At 61.8% G+C, this 18,293-nt stretch carries 15 protein-coding genes; 6 read left to right on the plus strand and 9 right to left on the minus strand.

From position 1 onward, the window contains the following. Positions 1-13 precede the first annotated feature (13 nt). The 8 genes from LOY67_RS25665 to bioB all read right to left on the minus strand — a co-directional run bounded on the left by LOY67_RS25665 (position 14) and on the right by bioB (position 8,726). Positions 14-1,303 (minus strand): GGDEF domain-containing protein, encoded by a 1,290-nt coding sequence (locus LOY67_RS25665; RefSeq protein ID WP_265064958.1) that lies wholly within the window; start codon positions 1,301-1,303, stop codon positions 14-16. 330 nt (positions 1,304-1,633) lie between these two features. Then, the gene (locus LOY67_RS25670; protein WP_265064959.1) at positions 1,634-3,439 is read right to left on the minus strand and encodes a phenylacyl-CoA dehydrogenase; all 1,806 of its coding nucleotides are present in this window, start codon (positions 3,437-3,439) and stop codon (positions 1,634-1,636) included. A gap of 274 nt (positions 3,440-3,713) precedes the next feature. After that, positions 3,714-4,010: a hypothetical protein gene (locus tag LOY67_RS25675; protein ID WP_041022289.1), complete on the minus strand. Its 297-nt coding sequence runs from the start codon at positions 4,008-4,010 to the stop codon at positions 3,714-3,716. A gap of 105 nt (positions 4,011-4,115) precedes the next feature. Continuing rightward, complete coding sequence (gene bioD / locus LOY67_RS25680; protein WP_265064960.1) at positions 4,116-4,796, minus strand: dethiobiotin synthase; 681 nt, start codon at positions 4,794-4,796, stop codon at positions 4,116-4,118. Continuing rightward, the gene (gene bioC / locus LOY67_RS25685) at positions 4,793-5,605 is read right to left on the minus strand and encodes a malonyl-ACP O-methyltransferase BioC (protein ID WP_265064961.1); all 813 of its coding nucleotides are present in this window, start codon (positions 5,603-5,605) and stop codon (positions 4,793-4,795) included. The genes bioD and bioC overlap by 4 nt, the downstream gene beginning before the upstream one ends. Next, positions 5,598-6,329, minus strand: a complete 732-nt coding sequence (locus LOY67_RS25690) for an alpha/beta fold hydrolase (RefSeq protein ID WP_265064962.1) — start codon at positions 6,327-6,329, stop codon at positions 5,598-5,600. The genes bioC and LOY67_RS25690 overlap by 8 nt, the downstream gene beginning before the upstream one ends. Continuing rightward, entirely contained in the window at positions 6,322-7,500 is a 1,179-nt protein-coding gene (bioF, locus tag LOY67_RS25695; protein ID WP_265064963.1) for an 8-amino-7-oxononanoate synthase, read from the minus strand. Before bioF ends, LOY67_RS25690 begins: the two co-directional genes overlap by 8 nt. 170 nt (positions 7,501-7,670) lie before the next feature. Then, positions 7,671-8,726, minus strand: coding sequence for a biotin synthase BioB (gene bioB, locus LOY67_RS25700; RefSeq protein WP_265064964.1), 1,056 nt, complete (start codon positions 8,724-8,726; stop codon positions 7,671-7,673). Positions 8,727-8,817: 91 nt separating this feature from the next. On the opposite strand from bioB, the gene LOY67_RS25705 reads away from it, so the two are divergent. The 5 genes from LOY67_RS25705 to rarD all read left to right on the plus strand — a co-directional run bounded on the left by LOY67_RS25705 (position 8,818) and on the right by rarD (position 14,598). Beyond that, positions 8,818-9,558, plus strand: coding sequence for a ComF family protein (locus LOY67_RS25705; protein WP_265064965.1), 741 nt, complete (start codon positions 8,818-8,820; stop codon positions 9,556-9,558). Positions 9,559-9,615: 57 nt separating this feature from the next. After that, a complete protein-coding gene (locus tag LOY67_RS25710) occupies positions 9,616-10,380 on the plus strand; it encodes a TOBE domain-containing protein (RefSeq protein WP_265064966.1) in 765 nt (254 codons plus the stop codon). 67 nt (positions 10,381-10,447) lie between these two features. Then, on the plus strand, positions 10,448-12,349 hold the full coding sequence (locus LOY67_RS25715; protein ID WP_265064967.1) for a PhoX family protein: 1,902 nt from the start codon (positions 10,448-10,450) through the stop codon (positions 12,347-12,349). Positions 12,350-12,520: 171 nt separating this feature from the next. Next, positions 12,521-13,495 carry a serine/threonine protein kinase gene (locus LOY67_RS25720; RefSeq protein WP_265064968.1) on the plus strand — a complete coding sequence of 325 codons (975 nt, stop codon included), beginning with the start codon at positions 12,521-12,523 and terminating at the stop codon, positions 13,493-13,495. Between the two features lie 215 nt (positions 13,496-13,710). Further along, a complete protein-coding gene (gene rarD / locus LOY67_RS25725) occupies positions 13,711-14,598 on the plus strand; it encodes an EamA family transporter RarD (protein ID WP_265064969.1) in 888 nt (295 codons plus the stop codon). Between the two features lie 215 nt (positions 14,599-14,813). Here the strand turns inward: rarD and LOY67_RS25730 are convergent, their stop codons facing one another. Then, a complete protein-coding gene (locus LOY67_RS25730) occupies positions 14,814-15,332 on the minus strand; it encodes a glycine cleavage system protein R (protein WP_265064970.1) in 519 nt (172 codons plus the stop codon). A gap of 610 nt (positions 15,333-15,942) precedes the next feature. Between LOY67_RS25730 and LOY67_RS25735 the strand changes: the two genes are divergently transcribed. After that, positions 15,943-18,120 carry a malate synthase G gene (locus LOY67_RS25735; RefSeq protein WP_265064971.1) on the plus strand — a complete coding sequence of 726 codons (2,178 nt, stop codon included), beginning with the start codon at positions 15,943-15,945 and terminating at the stop codon, positions 18,118-18,120. The last annotated feature ends 173 nt before the right edge of the window (positions 18,121-18,293 follow it).

An 18,293-nucleotide genomic window follows, 5' to 3' on the forward strand; every position in this document is an offset into this window, starting at 1 on the left:
GCGCCGTCATCACTCAACCCGCGGCGGCTTCCATGCGTACCGCGCCACGGCGGTTCTGACCAAAGGCGACCACACAGTTGCGTCCGGCGCCCTTGGCGTTATAGAGGGCCTGGTCGGCGGACTTGAGGACGTCCTCGGGGGTGCGTTGCTCGAGGCGCTCAGCCACGCCGATGCTGACCGTTACCGATACGCTGGATGCACCCGCCCCTGAGCGCCGCTGACGGCCTTGCTGATCGTCCTGGGGGCGGCTGTCCGGATTGCGGAGTTGAATGGCATACGTTTCGATGGACTGGCGGATGACTTCAAGATGAGGCATGCATTCATCGATGGTTTTACCTGCGAACACCAACGCAAACTCCTCGCCACCATAGCGATAAGCCCGACCGCCGCCACCGATTTTCGACAGTTTGCTGGCCACCAGGCGCAGTACCTGGTCACCCACGTCGTGGCCGTGGGTGTCGTTGAATTTCTTGAAGTGGTCGACGTCGCTCATGGCCAATACATAATTGCGGCCCAGGCGCTGCATCCGCTCATTCAGCGCCCGCCGTCCCGGCAAGCCGGTCAGTTCATCACGAAACGCCATCTGATAGGCCTCATGGGCAACCGCCGCGGCGATCATCAGCATCACCTGGCTGCACATGATGTTCAGGGTGAAGGGCAGGATGAAGGTTTTCGGCAACATCCAGAACAGCCCCAGCACGCCCACCAGTTGTGCGGCATGTAAAGGTCGGGGATTGCGCCAGTATTGCCAGGCCAGCAGCAGGAATACGCCGATGAACACCGGGTAGGACAACTGGATCAGGCTCATCCAGGCACCATGCAACGCCGGCCAGCGGATCTCTGAAAGCCACAGCAACAAGGCCTGGGGGAAGCTCTGCTCCAAGGCCAATGCCACACTGCCGAAGGCCAGCAAGACCGCAAAACGCGCCACCATGTCCTGGAACAGGTGAGTACGCTCCTGCCACGCCGCGAACAGGCCAAACAATAGCGGCAGCAACAGGCAGACAAGGTGGAACACCACGGCGGCGTCTTCGCGCACCTTGCCGTTGTCACGGTAGAAATCGGTCTGGGTGTCCAGCAGGAAGTAGGCGATGTACACCGTGACCATCAGAAACAGCTCACGTTGACGTCGGTAAACAGCGCAGTACGCACCGCCAAGCAGCAACACCAGCGTAGGAAGAACGTTGAACAGCGAGGTGAAGAAGACGTTGAGATCCTTGACGTAGGCAGCCGCAAGCCCCGCCAGCAACAGCAACAGCGAAGGTAGGAAATGACTGAAGCGTACAGCGGAAGAACGCGGCAAGGGTAAAGCTCCGACCCGGCTGATCAAAGGTGGCATTGTGCCTGCTTTTGGTGCAGTAAGGCACGAGAGATGTGACAGATATCACACTGCCATCGCTGTAACGGCAGGAGGGAATATTTTCTTAGGGCTGGGCTGGATGAATATTGTTTCAGAATCACCGCGTAACCCTGTGGGAGCGAGCCTGCTCGCAAAGCGGTGTATCCGATAATATTTTGTCGACTGACACACCGCATCGCGAGCAGGCTCGCTCCCACAAATTTGTGTGACGGACATGAAAAAGCCGCTGCGTCCCGAAGGAGGCAGCGGCTTTCAGGAAGAACCACCTGAGGCTTAGTAGCCCAGTGCGAAGTCTTCTTCTTTCATGTCCATCAGGTTGTTGGCGCCCGACAGCATGGTTGCCACGTGAGTGCGGGTGCGCGGCAGGATGCGCTGGAAGTAGAAGCGCGCGGTCTGCAGCTTGGCGGTGTAGAAGGCTTCTTCGGTGGTGCCGGCAGCCAGTTTTTCCGCCGCCAGGCGCGCCATGTCAGCCCAGAAGTAGGCCAGGCAGGCGTAACCGGAGTACATCAGGTAGTCCACCGAGGCGGCGCCGACTTCTTCGCGATCTTTCATGGCGGCCATGCCGACTTTCATGGTCAGCTCGCCCCATTCCTTGTTCAGCGCGGCCAACGGCCCGACGAACTCCTTGACCGCTTCGTTGCCTTCGTTGCCCTGGCAGAACTTGTGGACGATCTTGGTGAAGCCCTTGAGCGCCTCGCCCTGGGTCATCAAGACTTTGCGGCCCAGCAGGTCGAGGGCCTGGATGCCGGTGGTGCCTTCGTACAGCATCGAGATACGGCTGTCGCGAACGTTCTGCTCCATGCCCCACTCGGCGATGAAGCCGTGGCCGCCGTAGATCTGCACACCGTGGTTGGCCGATTCGAAGCCGACTTCGGTCATGAATGCCTTGGCGATCGGCGTCATGAACGCCAACAGCGCATCGGCTTTCTTCTTCTCTTCTTCATCGACGCCGTACTTGACGATGTCGACCTGCTTGGCAGTGAAGTAGACCATCGCCCGGTTACCCTCGGCGAAGGCTTTCATGGTCAACAGCATGCGACGCACGTCAGGGTGCACGATGATCGGGTCGGCGGCCTTGTCCGGCGCTTTCGGGCCAGTCAGGGAGCGCATCTGCAGGCGGTCACGGGCATATTTCAAGCCGCCCTGGAAACCGATCTCGGCGTGGGCCAGGCCTTGCAATGCGGTGCCCAGGCGTGCGGTGTTCATGAAGGTGAACATGCAGTTCAGACCTTTGTTCGCCGGGCCGATCAGGTAACCGGTGGCCGCGTCGAAGTTCATCACGCAGGTGGCGTTGCCGTGGATGCCCATTTTGTGTTCCAGGGAACCACAGCTCACTGCGTTGCGCTGGCCGACGGTGCCGTCGGCGTTAGGCAGGAACTTGGGCACGATGAACAGCGAAATACCCTTGGTGCCGGCCGGAGCATCCGGCAGGCGAGCCAGAACAATGTGGACGATGTTGTCGGCCATGTCGTGTTCGCCGGCCGAGATGAAGATCTTGGTGCCGGAAACTTTGTAGGAACCGTCGGCCTGAGGTTCGGCCTTGGTGCGCAGCATGCCCAGGTCGGTACCGCAGTGCGGCTCGGTCAGGCACATGGTGCCGGTCCATTCACCGGACACCAGCTTGGTCAGGTAGGCTTCTTGCTGCTCAGGCGTACCGTGCTCGGAAATGGTGTTCATCGCGCCATGGGACAGGCCCGGGTACATGCCCCACGACCAGTTGGCTTCGCCGACCATTTCGCTGACCGCCAGGCCCAGGGACTCCGGCAGGCCTTGACCACCGTGCTCGACGTCGTGGGCCAGGCTTGGCCAGCCGCCTTCGACGAATTGCTTGTAGGCTTCCTTGAAACCGGTCGGGGTTTTCACGCCGGACTCGCTCCAGGTGCAGCCTTCGGTGTCACCCACGCGGTTCAGCGGAGCCAGCACCTGCTCACAAAACTTGGCGCCTTCTTCGAGAATGGCGTCAACCATGTCCGGAGTGGCGTCCTGGCAAGCCGGAAGGCTCTGATAATGCGCTTCATAGCCAAGCAGTTCGTCACGAACGAAGCGAATATCACGCAAGGGGGCCTTGTAGTCAGGCATAGCGATAACCTCTGCTGATGTAACCGGGAATGAACGACCGCGTGGATTTGTTGTGATGGTCAAACAGTTGTTTGAAACATACGTTTACGCCTAAATCTTGTCAAGCGTCGATCTTTTGCCATTCGTCATCGCGACATCAAAAAATTCCAGGCGCGGGCGTCCAGCGCGCTATACATCCACAGCGTGCGAAGAAAAAGATTAGTTGAGCGTGAAAGAGTCAGAGACAAAAACGCCGCGAATAATCGCGGCGCTTTCGTCAATCGGGAGTTCAAGGTCAGGCGAAGGTATCGATCAACGTACCGAGCATTTCGTCGGATGCCTTGGCCACATTCACGCCCGCTTGGACCTGGAACTTGCCCTGAGCCATTTCCACCATATTGCTGGCCAGGTCCGATTGCTGGCTGCGATCCACCGACCGCAGACGATCGACCTGGACTTCGGACGACTGGCTGGTAACCGCCCGCTCGATGGTGTTGTTGGCGATCTGGGAGGAGGCCTGATCGACGCGGTTCTGCCCTGTCTGAATAGTGCTCAGACCGGCATAGAATGCGGTACTTCCTGAGATTTCCATGGCAAGGCTCGTTTCTTGAAGGGTCGATGGGGCCATTGAATCAGAAGCAGTGGGAAAAGGCCCGACAAAAACACTAATGGCACAGTGCCTTGCTATAGGAAAACCCTAATCCAGCAGGTCCAGATGCAGATACCCGGCCACCGCTTCCGCCGTCACGCCCTTGATCCGCGGCACCCGACCCAGGCACGGTGCCGGAAGGCGTTCGGCGAGCGTGGCCAGGTTTTCCTCCAGGCGCGACGTCTTGGGGTCGATGATGTTCGCCACCCAACCGGCCAATTGCAGACCATCCCTGGCAATAGCCTCAGCGGTGAGCAGCGCGTGGCTGATGCAGCCCAGCCGCACCCCTACCACCAGGATCACCGGCAGGCCCAGGGCCATTGCCAGGTCCGAGAGATTATCCTGATCGGCCAACGGAACCCGCCAACCGCCGGCGCCTTCAATCAAGGTGAAATCGGCTTGCAGCGCCAGCACATCACGCATCGGCCCCAACAACGACTGCACCGTCAACGCCACGCCGGCTTCCCGGGCCGCCAGATGGGGCGCGATGGCCGGTTCGAACGCCACCGGGTTGACCTGGGCATACGCCAGGGGCACCGAGCATTCGGCGAGCAGGGCCAGGGCATCGGCATTGCGCAGGCCTTTGGGCGTGACCTCGCAACCGGAGGCCACAGGCTTGCCGGCGGCGGTGCTTCTGCCGGCCTGTCGTGCGGCGTGCAGCAGGCCGGCCGCAACCGTGGTCTTGCCCACGTCGGTGTCGGTGCCGGTGATGAAGTAAGCCTGGCTCATAGGGGTTTCTCCAACACGGCGTAGACCACCTGATAGGTTGCGGGTAACCCTTCTTCCCGACGAAATTGCTCGTAGGCTTCAATCATCCCCAGGATCCTCGCCCTGCCGGTCAACCCACCCGGACGGCCGGGATTCAGATTATGGGCACCAAGGGATTTCAATTCATGGGTCAGGCTGCGTACGTCCGGGTAATGCAACACATGGGGGCGGTTCTCGAGACTGACGAGCTTCAGCCCGCTTTCCGCACACAATTGTTGATACGTTTCAAACCCGCGGAAACGGTTGACGTGCACCAGGCCGTCCACCTGACGCCAACTGTCGCGCAACTCGTACAGGGTACCGACGCAAAGGCTGCTGAAGGCAAACACCCCGCCCGGCTTCAACACTCGATGCACCTCACTCAGCACCGAGGCAAAATCCGCACACCACTGCACCGCAAGGCTGGAAAACACCAGGTCGCAGCTCGACGCCTGCAAGGGCAGGCGCTCTGCGTCACCGGCCACGAAATGTGCGGCACCGCCCTGGGGCCGGGCATGATTGAGCATCCCTTCGGCGATATCCAGCGCAACGCCGCCCGCCACGCCGAAGCGCGCGCCCAGGGCCCGGGTGAAGTGACCGGTGCCGCAGCCCACGTCCATCCAGCGTCCCGGCACGAACGAGGCAGGTAACTGCTCCAGCAACTGCTGACCCACGTCACGCTGCAATTCGGCCACGCTGTCATAGCTGGCCGCCGCCCGGGAAAAAGAAGCCGCCACCTGGCGCTTGTCAGGCAAGGCGCCGGGCAATTGGGGATGGGATAGATCAGTCATCACCGGACTCATGCAAAAAGGCCTGGATCGCCCCCGCTACACCGTGCGGGTCTTCCAGAAGAAATCCATGACCGGCCTGTTCGATCAGGCCGATTTCGACATCCGGCAGCAAGGCCAGCAATTCACCCGCTGCTTCGGCCGGTACCAGGGCGTCGAGCCCGGCAAACAGATGCAGTTGCGGGCCACGGAAGTGCTGCAACGCGGCGCGGGTATCCAGTTGCGCCAGCACTTGCAGGCCGGCCATCAACACCTGCGGCGCGGTGCTCGGTGCACCGGCCAGCAGCAGCCGCGACAACCCGCGCGGATCGCTGCAGCCCTGGGCACACAATAAGCTGAAGCGCTTGAGGGTCTGCCGTGGATCGGCGGCACACCCGGCGAGAAAGCCGTCGAAGGTTTCACCGGCCATCGCGCTCGGCCATTGCTCATGGACCACAAACGAAGCATTGCTCGCCAGGGTCAACAACCCGCAGCAACGTTCGCCCCGACGCGCAGCCAATGCCGACGCCAACATACCGCCCAGGGACCAGCCCCCCAGCCAGGCGTCCTCAGGCACGCAGGCATCCAACTCGTCGAGCCATTCCTCTGGATCACTCGTCGTCAGGGCCGGCAGCGGTTCGATTTCCACCCGCAGATGTTCGTCGAGCCCATGCAGTGCAGCAGCCAACGGCTCCAGCGGGGAAACGCCCAAGCCCCAACCGGGCAGCAATATCAGTCGATCACGCATGGCTCGCCTCCGGTCCCAGTTGGGCAAAACACTCGGCCAGTGCATTCAACAATAGTTGCACCTGGGCTTCGCTGTGGGCGGCCGTCAGGGTCACGCGCAAACGGGCGCTGCCGGCCGGCACGGTAGGTGGTCGGATCGCGGTGACCATCAGCCCCCGTTCGCGCAGCATCTGCGACAGGCGCATCGCCCGACCGGCATCACCGATCAGAATCGGCTGGATCGGCGTGAAGCTGTCCATCAGTTGCAGGCCGATCTGCTCCGCGCCGTGGCGAAATTGACGAATCAACACCTGCAAATGCTCGCGCCGCCAATGCTCGCTGCGCAGCAACTCAAGACTTTTCAGCGTGGCGCAGGCCAGGGCCGGCGGTTGGCTGGTGGTGTAGATGTAGGGCCGGGCAAACTGGATCAGGCTCTCGATCAGTTCTTCACTGCCGGCCACAAAAGCCCCGGCGGTGCCGAAAGCCTTGCCCAGAGTACCGACCAGCACCGGCACGTCGTCCTGGCTGAGACCGAAGTGCTCGACGATACCGCCTCCGCTCACGCCCAACGGGCCGAAACCGTGAGCATCGTCGACCATCAGCCAGGCGCCCTTGGCCTTGGCTTCACGGGCCAGGGCCGGCAGGTCGGCAACGTCGCCATCCATGCTGAACACGCCGTCGGTGACCACCAGGGTATTACCGGTGGCTTTCTCCAGACGGCTGGCCAGGCTTTGGGCATCGTTGTGCAGGTAACGGCTGAAACGCGCACCGGACAACAACCCGGCGTCGAGCAACGAAGCATGATTGAGCCGGTCCTCCAGCACCGTATCGCCCTGCCCGACCAGCGCGGTCACGGCGCCGAGGTTGGCCATGTAGCCGGTGGTGAACAACAGCGCCCGCGGACGACCGGTGAGATCGGCAAGCGCTTCCTCCAGGGCGTGATGCGGACCGCTATGGCCGATCACCAGATGGGACGCACCGCCACCCACACCCCAACGAGCCGCCCCGGCGCGCCAGGCTTCGATCACCTGCGGGTGATTGGCCAGGCCCAGGTAGTCGTTGTTGCAGAACGCCAGCAACGGTTGCCCGTCCACCACCACCTCCGGCCCCTGAGGGCTTTCGAGCAGCGGACGCTGGCGATAGAGGTTTTCGGCACGACGGGCAGCCAGGCGTGCGGCGAGATCGAAGGGCATGCTGGCCTCGGGCTAATCACTATTTAGAAGCTGGATGAAATCCCTTGTGGGAGCGAGCCTGCTCGCGATAGCGATGTGTCAGTCGACATAGATGCTGAATGTCGCATCGTCATCGCGAGCAGGCTCACTCCCACAGGTCCCACATTCCAAACCGAAGAATCGGGGATTGATCAGACAGCCGCGTTATAGAACTGCTCGCTGCTCTTGTGCTCCACCAGCGCCTGCTCAATCGCGGCCTGGTGTACTTCGTCGGCATGTTCTTCGCGGGCTTCTGGCTGGATGCCCAGGCGTGCGAACAATTGCATGTCCTTGTCGGCCTGCGGGTTGGCGGTGGTCAGCAGCTTGTCGCCGTAGAAAATCGAGTTTGCACCGGCCATAAATGCCAGGGCCTGCATCTGCTCATTCATCGCTTCACGACCGGCCGACAGGCGCACATGGGACTTGGGCATCAGGATCCGTGCCACGGCGAGCATGCGGATGAAATCGAACGGGTCGACGTCCTCGGCATTTTCCAGCGGCGTGCCGGCGACCTTGACCAGCATGTTGATCGGCACCGACTCCGGGTGCTCCGGCAGGTTCGCCAGTTGGATCAGCAGGTTGGCGCGGTCGTCCAGGGACTCGCCCATGCCGAGGATGCCGCCGGAGCAGATCTTCATCCCGGAGTCACGCACGTAGGCCAGGGTTTGCAGGCGTTCGCCGTAGGTACGGGTGGTGATGATGCTGCCGTAGAACTCCGGCGAGGTATCGAGGTTGTGGTTGTAGTAATCCAGGCCGGCCTGGGCCAGGGCTTCGGTCTGCTCCTGGTCGAGGCGCCCCAGGGTCATGCAGGTTTCCAGGCCCATGGCCTTCACGCCTTTGACCATCTCCAGCACATAAGGCATGTCCTTGGCCGACGGATGCTTCCACGCCGCGCCCATGCAGAAACGGGTCGAACCGATGGCCTTGGCGCGCGCGGCCTCTTCGAGGACCTTCTGCACTTCCAGCAGTTTTTCCTTATCCAGCCCGGTGTTGTAGTGGCCGGACTGCGGACAATATTTGCAATCTTCCGGGCAGGCGCCGGTCTTGATCGACAGCAGCGTGGAAACCTGGACGCGGTTGGCGTCGAAATGCGCGCGGTGCACCGTCTGCGCCTGGAACAACAGGTCATTGAATGGCTGGACAAAGAGTGCTTTGACTTCGGCCAAAGACCAGTCATGACGCAGATTGGCAGTGGTGCTGGCGCTCATGGATATTTCCTTGATTATGCTTGGCTGGCGACTGGGGGCACGCAATACCCACAGGCGCGACACGGATGTTCGGCATATTTAAGGAAGAGTCATGCGCTGTCAACCACGATACGAAGGACCGGTTTACATCTGGTTAAAAAACAAACAACTCTGTCTCCTGTGCGGCGACACCACCGATACCCAGCAACCGCTCTGCACACCGTGCGAAAGCGAACTGCCCTGGCTCGGCGATCAATGCGCCATCTGCGCCCTGCCGCTATCCATGGCCGGGCTGCGTTGTGGGCAATGCGCCGCGCAACCACCGGCCTTCGAGCGGGTCCTGGCACCCTGGGCTTATGATTTTCCGGTGGACAGCCTGATCACCCGTTTCAAGCACCAGGCGAAATGGCCCCTCGGCCGCCTCATGGGCGAACTGTTGGCGCAGTCGCTGCAGCATCATTTCGACGAAGGCCTGGAACGGCCCGACGCGCTGGTTCCGGTTCCGCTGGCCGGTCGACGCTTGCGCCAGCGCGGGTTCAATCAGGCGGCCCTGCTGGCGCGCTGGCTCAGCGCTGCGTTGCAGCTTCCTTGCGAAGAACATCTGCTGCTGCGCATCCACGACACCCCGGCACAGCAGGCTCTCGACGCCAGGGCCCGGCGTCGGAATCTGCGCCAGGCCTTCGCCCTCGCGCCCGATGCCCCGCTGCGCAACCGCCACCTGGCTTTGGTGGACGATGTGCTCACCACCGGGGCCACTGCCCAGACACTGGCCCAATTGCTGCTCGACGGCGGAGCCGCCCGGGTCGATGTGTATTGCCTGGCGCGCACGCCGAAACCCGGTGAGTCAGCTTGACGTGCGAGGGCCGAGGCGCCAACGTCCGCTCATTCACCCTTGCGCGCAGTTTCCGTCATGTCATTACCTACGCTTCTGACCCAGCACCTTGTCCGGCGTCCGCAACGCATCGCCCTGTTGCAGCACATTGCCGAACAAGGCTCCATCACCCGCGCCGCCAAGAGCGCGGGCCTGAGCTACAAGGCGGCGTGGGACGCCATCGATGAGTTGAACAACCTGGCGAACCAACCGTTGGTGGAACGCAGCGTCGGCGGCAAGGGCGGCGGCGGTGCCAGGCTGTCGGAAGAAGGGCAGCGTGTGCTGCGCCTGTATCTGCGCCTGCAAACCTTGCAGGCGCAATTGCTGGAAGCGAGCGAAGACGCAGGCGATCTCGGCCTGCTGAGTCGCCTGATGCTGCGCACCAGCGCCCGCAATCAATTGCACGGCAAAGTCCTCGGCATCGAGGCCCAGGGTCATAACGACCGGGTGCGCCTGGAATTGGCCCGGGGCCTGGTCATCGACACGCAGATCACCCACGACAGCACGGTGCGCCTGGAGCTGGCGATCGGCACCGAGGTGGTTGCGCTGATCAAGGCCGGCTGGCTGGAATTGTTCCCCAGCGGGCCCTTGGAAATATCGGGAATGAATGTTCTACAAGGCGTCATCGAGCACATCGCCACGGCCTCCGACGGTCCCAGCGAAGTGCGTATCGGCTTGCCCAACGGCCAGACCCTGTGTGCCCTGGCCGATCCGCTCCAACTGCAAGCGCGCAAGCTGGACACCGGCTCACCGGTGCAAGTGGTGTTTTCGGCGACGAATGTGTTGCTCGGCACGCCGCTATAAACGCACTGAAACAAAAGTTTCATCGACCCGCTTTAAGGTGACTGCCAAAACCAGCAGGGAGCCTGAGATGAGCCTATTAGAAGAAAACCAATCCACCGACCTGGAAAAAATCGTCGGCCTGAGCCGCCGTAGTTTCATCGGCGCCGGCGCCCTGTGTGGCGCGGCGATGTTCCTGGGCGGCAACCTGCTGAGCCGCAGCGCCCTGGCCGCCGCCGTGAGCGAAGGCACCAGCCGGTTGCTGGGCTTCGACAGCATCGCTGCCGCCACGACCGACACCCTCACCCTGCCATCAGGCTACAAATCCTCGGTGCTGATCAGTTGGGGCCAGCCGTTGCAGAAGAACGCACCGGCATTCGACCCGAGTGGCAAGGGCACCGCGCGCGACCAGGAAATGCAGTTCGGCGACAACAACGACGGCATGAGCCTGTTCCCGTTCCCCGGCGACGAGAACCGGGCACTGATGGCGATCAACAACGAATACACCAACTACCGCTACCTCTTCGCCCACGGCGGCCAGCCCCAATCGGCCGAAGACGTGCACAAGGCCCAGGCCAGCGAAGGCGTGTCGGTGATCGAAGTGAAGCGCCAGGGCGGCCAATGGCAGTTCGTCCAGGCCTCGCGCTACAACCGCAGGATCCATGGCAACACACCGATTGAACTGAGCGGACCAGCGGCCGGACATGCGTTGCTGAAAACCAGCGCCGACAAGAGCGGCAAGAAAGTCCTCGGCACCTTCCAGAACTGCGCCAACGGCATGACGCCGTGGGGCACTTACCTGACCTGCGAAGAGAACTTCACCGACTGCTTCGGCAGCAGCAAGGCCGACCTGCAGTTCGATGAAGCGCAAAAGCGCTACGGCGCTACCGTCACCAGTCGCGAGATCAACTGGCATCTGTACGATCCACGCTTCGACCTGGCGAAGAATCCCAACGAACTCAATCGCCATGGTTGGGTGGTGGAAATCGATCCGTTCGATCCAGAGTCCACACCGGTGAAACGTACCGCCCTGGGCCGTTTCAAACACGAAAACGCCGCCCTGGCACAAACCAGGGATGGTCATGCCGTGGTCTACATGGGCGACGACGAGCGTGGCGAATTCATCTACAAATTCGTCAGCCGCGAGCGCATCAATCACAAGAACGCCAAGGCCAACCGCAACCTGCTGGACCATGGCACGCTGTACGTCGCACGCTTCGATGCCGGCGACGGTAATCCGGACCATCCGAAAGGCACGGGCCAGTGGATCGAACTGAGCCATGGCAAGAACGGCCTCGACGCCAGCAGCGGCTTCGCCGACCAGGCCGAGGTGCTGATCCATGCGCGCCTGGCCGCCAGTGTCGTGGGCGCCACGCGGATGGATCGTCCGGAGTGGATCGTGGTCAGCCCGAAAGACGGCCAGGTCTATTGCACCCTGACCAACAACGCCAAGCGCGGCGAAGACGGCCAACCGGTGGGCGGTCCCAACCCTCGGGCCAAGAACGTCTATGGGCAGATCCTGCGCTGGCGCACCGACCGCGACGATCACGCGTCCATGACCTTCGCCTGGGACCTGTTCGTCGTGGCCGGCAACCCGACGGTACATGCCGGCACGCCGAAAGCCGGTTCGTCCAACATCAACCCGCAGAACATGTTCAACAGCCCCGATGGCCTGGGTTTCGACAAGGCCGGCCGGCTGTGGATCCTCACCGATGGTGACGTCAGCAACACCGGGGACTTCGCCGGCATGGGCAACAACCAGATGCTCTGTGCGGACCCCAACAGCGGCGAAATCCGTCGATTCATGGTCGGGCCGGTGGGTTGCGAAGTGACCGGCATCAGCTTCGCGCCGGACCAGAAGGCCCTGTTCGTCGGGATCCAGCATCCGGGTGAAAACGGCGGTTCGACCTTCCCCGAGCACCTGCCCAACGGCAAGCCGCGCTCTTCGGTGATGGTGATTACCCGTGAGGATGGCGGCATCATCGGCGCCTGATAAGGCCCCATCGCCAGCAGGCTCGCTCCCACAAGGATCAGCAACCTTGAAGATCCACTGTGGGAGCGAGCCTGCTCGCGATGGCTTCAGCACAGCCACCACCTATCTGCCTCCGTCTGCGCTACCATGCTGGGCCGGACGCGGCAGCCCTGCCGCTGCGCAGGAGTCAGCATGTCTCATCCGTTCGAAACCCTCACCCCCGACCTGGTGCTCGATGCCGTAGAGAGCATCGGTTTCCTCAGCGACGCCCGGGTGCTGGCCCTCAACAGCTACGAAAACCGCGTCTATCAGGTCGGCATCGAAGACGCCGAGCCGCTGATCGCCAAGTTCTATCGCCCCCAGCGCTGGACCAACGAAGCGATCCTCGAAGAGCACCGCTTCACCTTCGAACTGGCTGATTGCGAAGTGCCGGTGGTGGCGCCGCTGATCCACAATGGCGCCAGCCTGCACGAGCACGCCGGGTTTCGTTTCACCCTGTTTCCCCGTCGCGGTGGTCGGGCACCAGAGCCGGGCAACCTCGACCAGCTCTATCGCCTCGGACAATTGCTCGGGCGCCTGCATGCGGTAGGCGCCAGCCGTCCGTTCGAACATCGCGAAGCCCTGGCCGTGAAGAACTTTGGCCATGACTCGCTGGCCACCGTGCTGGAAAGCGGTTTCGTACCCCGCAGCCTGCTGCCGGCCTACGAGTCGGTGGCAAGGGATCTGCTCAAGCGTGTCGAAGACGCCTACGCTGCCACGCCTCACCAGAACATCCGCATGCACGGTGACTGCCACCCGGGCAACATGATGTGCCGCGACGAGGTGTTCCACATCGTCGACCTCGACGACTGCCGCATGGGCCCGGCGGTGCAGGATTTGTGGATGATGCTCGCCGGCGATCGCCAGGCATGCCTGGGGCAGTTATCGGAATTGATGGACGGCTACCAGGAGTTTCATGACTTCGACCCACGGGAATTGGCACTGATCGAGCCCCTGCGCGCCCTGCGCCTGATGCACTACAGCGCCTGGCTGGCCCGGCGCTGGGACGATCCGGCGTTCCCCCGCAGCTTCCCGTGGTTCGGCAGCGAACGTTATTGGGGTGATCAGGTATTGGCGTTGCGCGAGCAACTGGCGGCGCTCGATGAAGAACCGTTGAAGTTGTTCTGAAGACCGCAGTCCAACTATCACCACAAGTCCCTGTGGGAGCGAGCCTGCTCGCGATGACGGAGCATCAGTCCAAATAGCTGCCAACTGACACACCGCCATCGCGAGCAGGCTCGCTCCCACAAGGGGATTTGCGTTATCGCTTACATGGTTCACCCCCAACCTGACAAATCTACTTACAATCACCCCTTTGTTAGCTGCCTAAGCAAGGATTCTGCATGCAAGCCGCCAACCCGCGTCGCGGGTACATCCTGGGCCTGAGTGCCTACATCATCTGGGGCTTGTTCCCCATCTATTTCAAAGCCATCGCCAGCGTGCCGGCCGTGGAGATCATCATCCATCGGGCACTGTGGTCGGCGCTGTTCGGCGCGGCGTTGCTGATGGTCTGGAAACACCCGGGCTGGTGGCGCGAGCTGCGGGACAATCCGCGTCGTTTCGCGATCCTGGCCCTGAGCGGCACATTGATCGCGGCCAATTGGCTGATCTACGTCTGGGCGGTGAACAACGGCCGCATGCTCGAAGCCAGCCTGGGTTACTACATCAACCCGCTGGTGAATGTGCTGCTGGGAATGCTGATCCTGGGCGAACGGCTGCGGCGCATGCAGTGGCTGGCGGTGGGGTTGGCGGCGGTTGGCGTGGCGCAGCAGGTCTGGCAGGTCGGCAGCCTGCCGTGGGTGTCGCTGGCGTTGGCGTTGACCTTCGGCTTCTATGGCTTGATTCGCAAACAGGCTCCGGTCAAAGCCTTGCCGGGGCTGGTGGTGGAAACCTGGATGCTGGTGCCGATTGCCATAGCCTGGTTGCTGTTCAACCCGACGGCCACCAGTGCCCAGGCAGCCTTCTGGACCACCTCCGAAGCCTGGTGGCTGATAGCGGCCGGCCCGGTGACGCTGGTCCCGCTGGTGTGCTTCAACGCCGCCGCCCGGCATTTGCCTTACACCACACTGGGATTTCTCCAGTACATCGCACCAACATTGGTACTGCTGCTGGCGGTGCTGCTGTTTGGCGAGCATCTGTCGTCCAGCACCTTGGTGGCGTTCCTGTTCATCTGGGCCGGGCTTGCGGTGTACAGCGTCGATGCTGTGATCAGTATGCGCTGGCGTAACTGATCAAAAATCGTACAACCCTCTACAGGCCACGCCTGACGTGGCCTGTGTTGATCCGCCCCAAGGTTATCCACAGCGTCATCCCCGCCGTTTGTGCACAAGCCCTTGAAAACTGGCGATTTTTGATCATCGCCGGCAAAGGCACGCCGGGCCTGGGCTGGCGTCGGGTCTCTACAGGTTATCCACAGGCAGGGGCAGTTTTTCCTTGGATAACCGCGTCACGCCTCATCGCTGAGCTTAAGTTCTACCATCAATTCGTCGGCCAGGGTTTCCAGGCGTTCCTGCAAGGTGTCCAGCGACAAGGTCAGCGGCACGCCCAGGATGGCTTCGGCGTGAAACAGCAATTCGCTGCTCATCGGCGCCGGCCCGACATGGGTCACCAGACGCTCGACATTGACCCCCTGCTCACTCAACAACCGGGTGATGTCCCGCACGATGCCGGGACGGTCGTTACCCACAAGCTCCATGGCGATCGGTTTCCAACTGCAAGACTCCTCGATCGTGCTCTCCGCGATGAGCACGCGAATGCCGTGGCTCGACAGCCCCTGCAAGGCTTCGATCAGCTCTTCATGGGATTCGGCCGGGACACCGAGGCGCAGTATCCCGGCAAATTGCCCGGCCAGATGCGACATGCGGCTTTCCAGCCAGTTACCGCCGTGCTCGGCAATGCATTGGGCGATGCGCTCGACCTGCCCGGGTTTGTCCGGGGCGAAAACGGTGATGACGAGATGGTCCATGGCGCAGCCCTCTTGTGATGGAAGAAAGAGTATAGGCAGTGCACAAAAATCCTGTGGCAGGCGCTGTGTGTAGGTGCTGTGTAGGAGCTGTGCAGGAGCTGTCGAGTGCAACGAGGCTGCGATATTTTGATTTTGATTTCCGCTCTTGACTCAATTGGTAGTGGAAAGATCGCAGCCTCGTTGCACTCGACAGCTCCTACGCCCGGCGGTCGCTTCTGTTCATTTCTCGATCCCCAAGCCAACAATCGTGTACAAGTCATTATATTTATCTGGAACAATCCCTATATTTTTTGAGAACATCCTGTCTCTCGTCGTGACTGTACTGCTTTAGTCGGTCGCGGAACGACGCAATTAGTCTAATTTTCACAACCGCAACCGTTCATGTAGTATGCCGCAGCGCGCACTACATAATGTTGGACCGATGTCTGCTTAAGGCGCAGTCGCATCCCTGAAAGCCCCGTCAGCAAGGCTTAACGCCCATGATAGGTCCCACCCAGCCGCCAGCGATGGCATGTACTGGTACCGGGGTTTGTGGTTTAAATGTCCAAAGGCTTCATTGTCAAAATCGAAGAGCTGAAAAGCGAAATAGCTGAGCAGAGTGAGGCAAGCAATGACTGAACACGTTCAAGTCGGTGGCCTTCGGGTCGCCAAAGTCCTGTTCGACTTCGTGAACAACGAAGCCATTCCCGGTACCGGTCTGACCGCCGACCAGTTCTGGGCCGGTGCCGACAAGGTCATCCACGACCTGGCGCCGAAGAACAAAGCCCTACTCGCCAAACGCGATGATTTCCAGGCTCGGATCGATGCCTGGCACCAGTCGAAGGCCGGCCAGGCCTTTGATGCCGTGGCTTACAAAGCCTTCCTGCAAGACATTGGATACCTGCTGCCAGAAGCGGCGGATTTCCAGGCTACGACCCAAAACGTCGATGACGAAATCGCCCGCATGGCCGGCCCGCAGTTGGTAGTGCCGGTGATGAATGCCCGTTTCGCTCTCAACGCCTCGAACGCCCGCTGGGGTTCGTTGTACGACGCACTGTACGGCACCGACGCCATCAGCGAAGCCGATGGCGCGGAGAAGGGCAAAGGCTACAACAAGGTTCGTGGCGACAAGGTCATTGCCTTCGCCCGCGCCTTCCTCGACGAAGCGGCGCCCCTGGCAGCCGGTTCCCACGTCGATTCCACCGCCTACAAGATCGTCGACGGCAAACTGGTGGTCGCACTCAAGGGCGGCAGCAACAGCGGCCTGCGTGACGATGCCCAACTGATCGGCTTCCAGGGCGACGCCTCGGCCCCCACCGCGGTTCTGCTGAAGCACAACGGCCTGCATTTCGAAATCCAGGTCGATGCCAGCACTCCGGTCGGCCAGACCGACGCCGCCGGCGTCAAAGACATCCTGATGGAAGCCGCACTGACCACCATCATGGACTGCGAAGACTCGGTCGCCGCCGTCGATGCCGATGACAAGGTGGTGATCTACCGCAACTGGCTCGGCCTGATGAAAGGCGATCTGTCGGAACAGGTCGCCAAGGGCGGTCAGACGTTTACCCGCACCATGAACCCCGACCGCGCGTACACCGCCGTCGACGGTTCGAGCCTGACGCTGCACGGTCGCTCGCTGTTGTTCGTGCGCAACGTCGGTCACCTGATGACCATCGACGCGATCCTCGACAAAGACGGCAACGAAGTGCCGGAAGGCATCCTCGATGGCCTGGTCACCAGCCTGGCGGCGATCCATAGCCTCAACGGCAACACCTCGCGCCGCAACAGCCGTACCGGCTCGGTGTACATCGTCAAGCCGAAGATGCACGGCCCGGAAGAAGCCGCGTTCACCAACGAACTGTTCGGTCGCGTCGAAGACGTGCTGAACCTGCCGCGCAACACCCTCAAGGTCGGGATCATGGACGAGGAGCGCCGGACCACGGTCAACCTCAAGGCCTGCATCAAGGCCGCCAGCGAGCGCGTGGTGTTCATCAACACCGGATTCCTGGACCGCACCGGCGACGAAATCCACACCTCGATGGAAGCCGGGCCGATGGTGCGCAAGGCCGACATGAAAGCCGAGAAGTGGATCGCCGCCTACGAAAACTGGAACGTCGACATCGGCCTGAGCACCGGCCTGCAAGGCCGTGCGCAGATCGGCAAGGGTATGTGGGCCATGCCGGACCTGATGGCGGCGATGCTCGAGCAGAAAATCGCCCATCCGATGGCCGGCGCCAACACCGCATGGGTTCCATCGCCGACCGCTGCCGCGTTGCATGCGCTGCATTACCACAAGGTCGATGTGTTCGCCCGCCAGGCCGAACTGGCCAAGCGGACCCGCGCCTCGGTGGATGACATCCTGACCATCCCGCTGGCGGTCAACCCGGGCTGGACGCCGGAGCAGATCAAGAACGAGTTGGACAACAATGCCCAGGGCATCCTCGGCTACGTGGTGCGCTGGATCGACCAGGGCGTCGGTTGCTCCAAGGTGCCGGACATCAACGACATCGGCCTGATGGAAGACCGTGCGACGCTGCGCATCTCCAGCCAGCATATCGCCAACTGGCTGCGCCACGGCATCGTCACGCAGGATCAGGTGATGGAAAGCCTCAAGCGCATGGCGCCAGTGGTGGATCGCCAGAACGCCAGCGACCCGCTGTACCGTCCGCTGGCACCGGACTTCGACCGCAATATCGCCTTCCAGGCAGCGGTCGAGCTGGTGATCGAAGGCACCCGGCAGCCCAACGGCTACACCGAGCCGGTGCTGCACCGTCGTCGTCGCGAGTTCAAGGCAGCCAATGGGTTGTGATTGAGCGGTAGCGATAAATGAGGAAGGCCCTGATCTTGCGATCAGGGCCTTTTTTGTTTGCCGTGCAGACCGATCGTCCCCACGCTCCGCGTGGGGATGCCGCAACGGACGCTCCGCGTTCGGCTCTTCGGGACGCGGAGCGTCCCAGGCTGCATTCCCACGCGGAGCGTGGG

It is taken from the genome of Pseudomonas sp. B21-056 (assembly GCF_026016325.1).
Lineage (GTDB): Bacteria > Pseudomonadota > Gammaproteobacteria > Pseudomonadales > Pseudomonadaceae > Aquipseudomonas.

Excerpts from the sequence above, each read along its gene's own strand:
- LOY67_RS25670 (WP_265064959.1), bottom strand. The coding sequence starts at position 3,439 with ATGCCTGACTACAAGGCCCCCTTGCGTGATATTCGCTTCGTTCGTGAC.
- LOY67_RS25675 (WP_041022289.1), bottom strand. The coding sequence starts at position 4,010 with ATGGAAATCTCAGGAAGTACCGCATTCTATGCCGGTCTGAGCACTATT.
- bioD (WP_265064960.1), bottom strand. The coding sequence starts at position 4,796 with ATGAGCCAGGCTTACTTCATCACCGGCACCGACACCGACGTGGGCAAG.
- bioC (WP_265064961.1), bottom strand. The coding sequence starts at position 5,605 with ATGACTGATCTATCCCATCCCCAATTGCCCGGCGCCTTGCCTGACAAG.
- LOY67_RS25690 (WP_265064962.1), bottom strand. The coding sequence starts at position 6,329 with ATGCGTGATCGACTGATATTGCTGCCCGGTTGGGGCTTGGGCGTTTCC.
- bioF (WP_265064963.1), bottom strand. The coding sequence starts at position 7,500 with ATGCCCTTCGATCTCGCCGCACGCCTGGCTGCCCGTCGTGCCGAAAAC.
- bioB (WP_265064964.1), bottom strand. The coding sequence starts at position 8,726 with ATGAGCGCCAGCACCACTGCCAATCTGCGTCATGACTGGTCTTTGGCC.
- LOY67_RS25705 (WP_265064965.1), top strand. The coding sequence starts at position 8,818 with ATGCGCTGTCAACCACGATACGAAGGACCGGTTTACATCTGGTTAAAA.
- LOY67_RS25710 (WP_265064966.1), top strand. The coding sequence starts at position 9,616 with ATGTCATTACCTACGCTTCTGACCCAGCACCTTGTCCGGCGTCCGCAA.
- LOY67_RS25715 (WP_265064967.1), top strand. The coding sequence starts at position 10,448 with ATGAGCCTATTAGAAGAAAACCAATCCACCGACCTGGAAAAAATCGTC.
- LOY67_RS25720 (WP_265064968.1), top strand. The coding sequence starts at position 12,521 with ATGTCTCATCCGTTCGAAACCCTCACCCCCGACCTGGTGCTCGATGCC.
- rarD (WP_265064969.1), top strand. The coding sequence starts at position 13,711 with ATGCAAGCCGCCAACCCGCGTCGCGGGTACATCCTGGGCCTGAGTGCC.
- LOY67_RS25730 (WP_265064970.1), bottom strand. The coding sequence starts at position 15,332 with ATGGACCATCTCGTCATCACCGTTTTCGCCCCGGACAAACCCGGGCAG.
- LOY67_RS25735 (WP_265064971.1), top strand. The coding sequence starts at position 15,943 with ATGACTGAACACGTTCAAGTCGGTGGCCTTCGGGTCGCCAAAGTCCTG.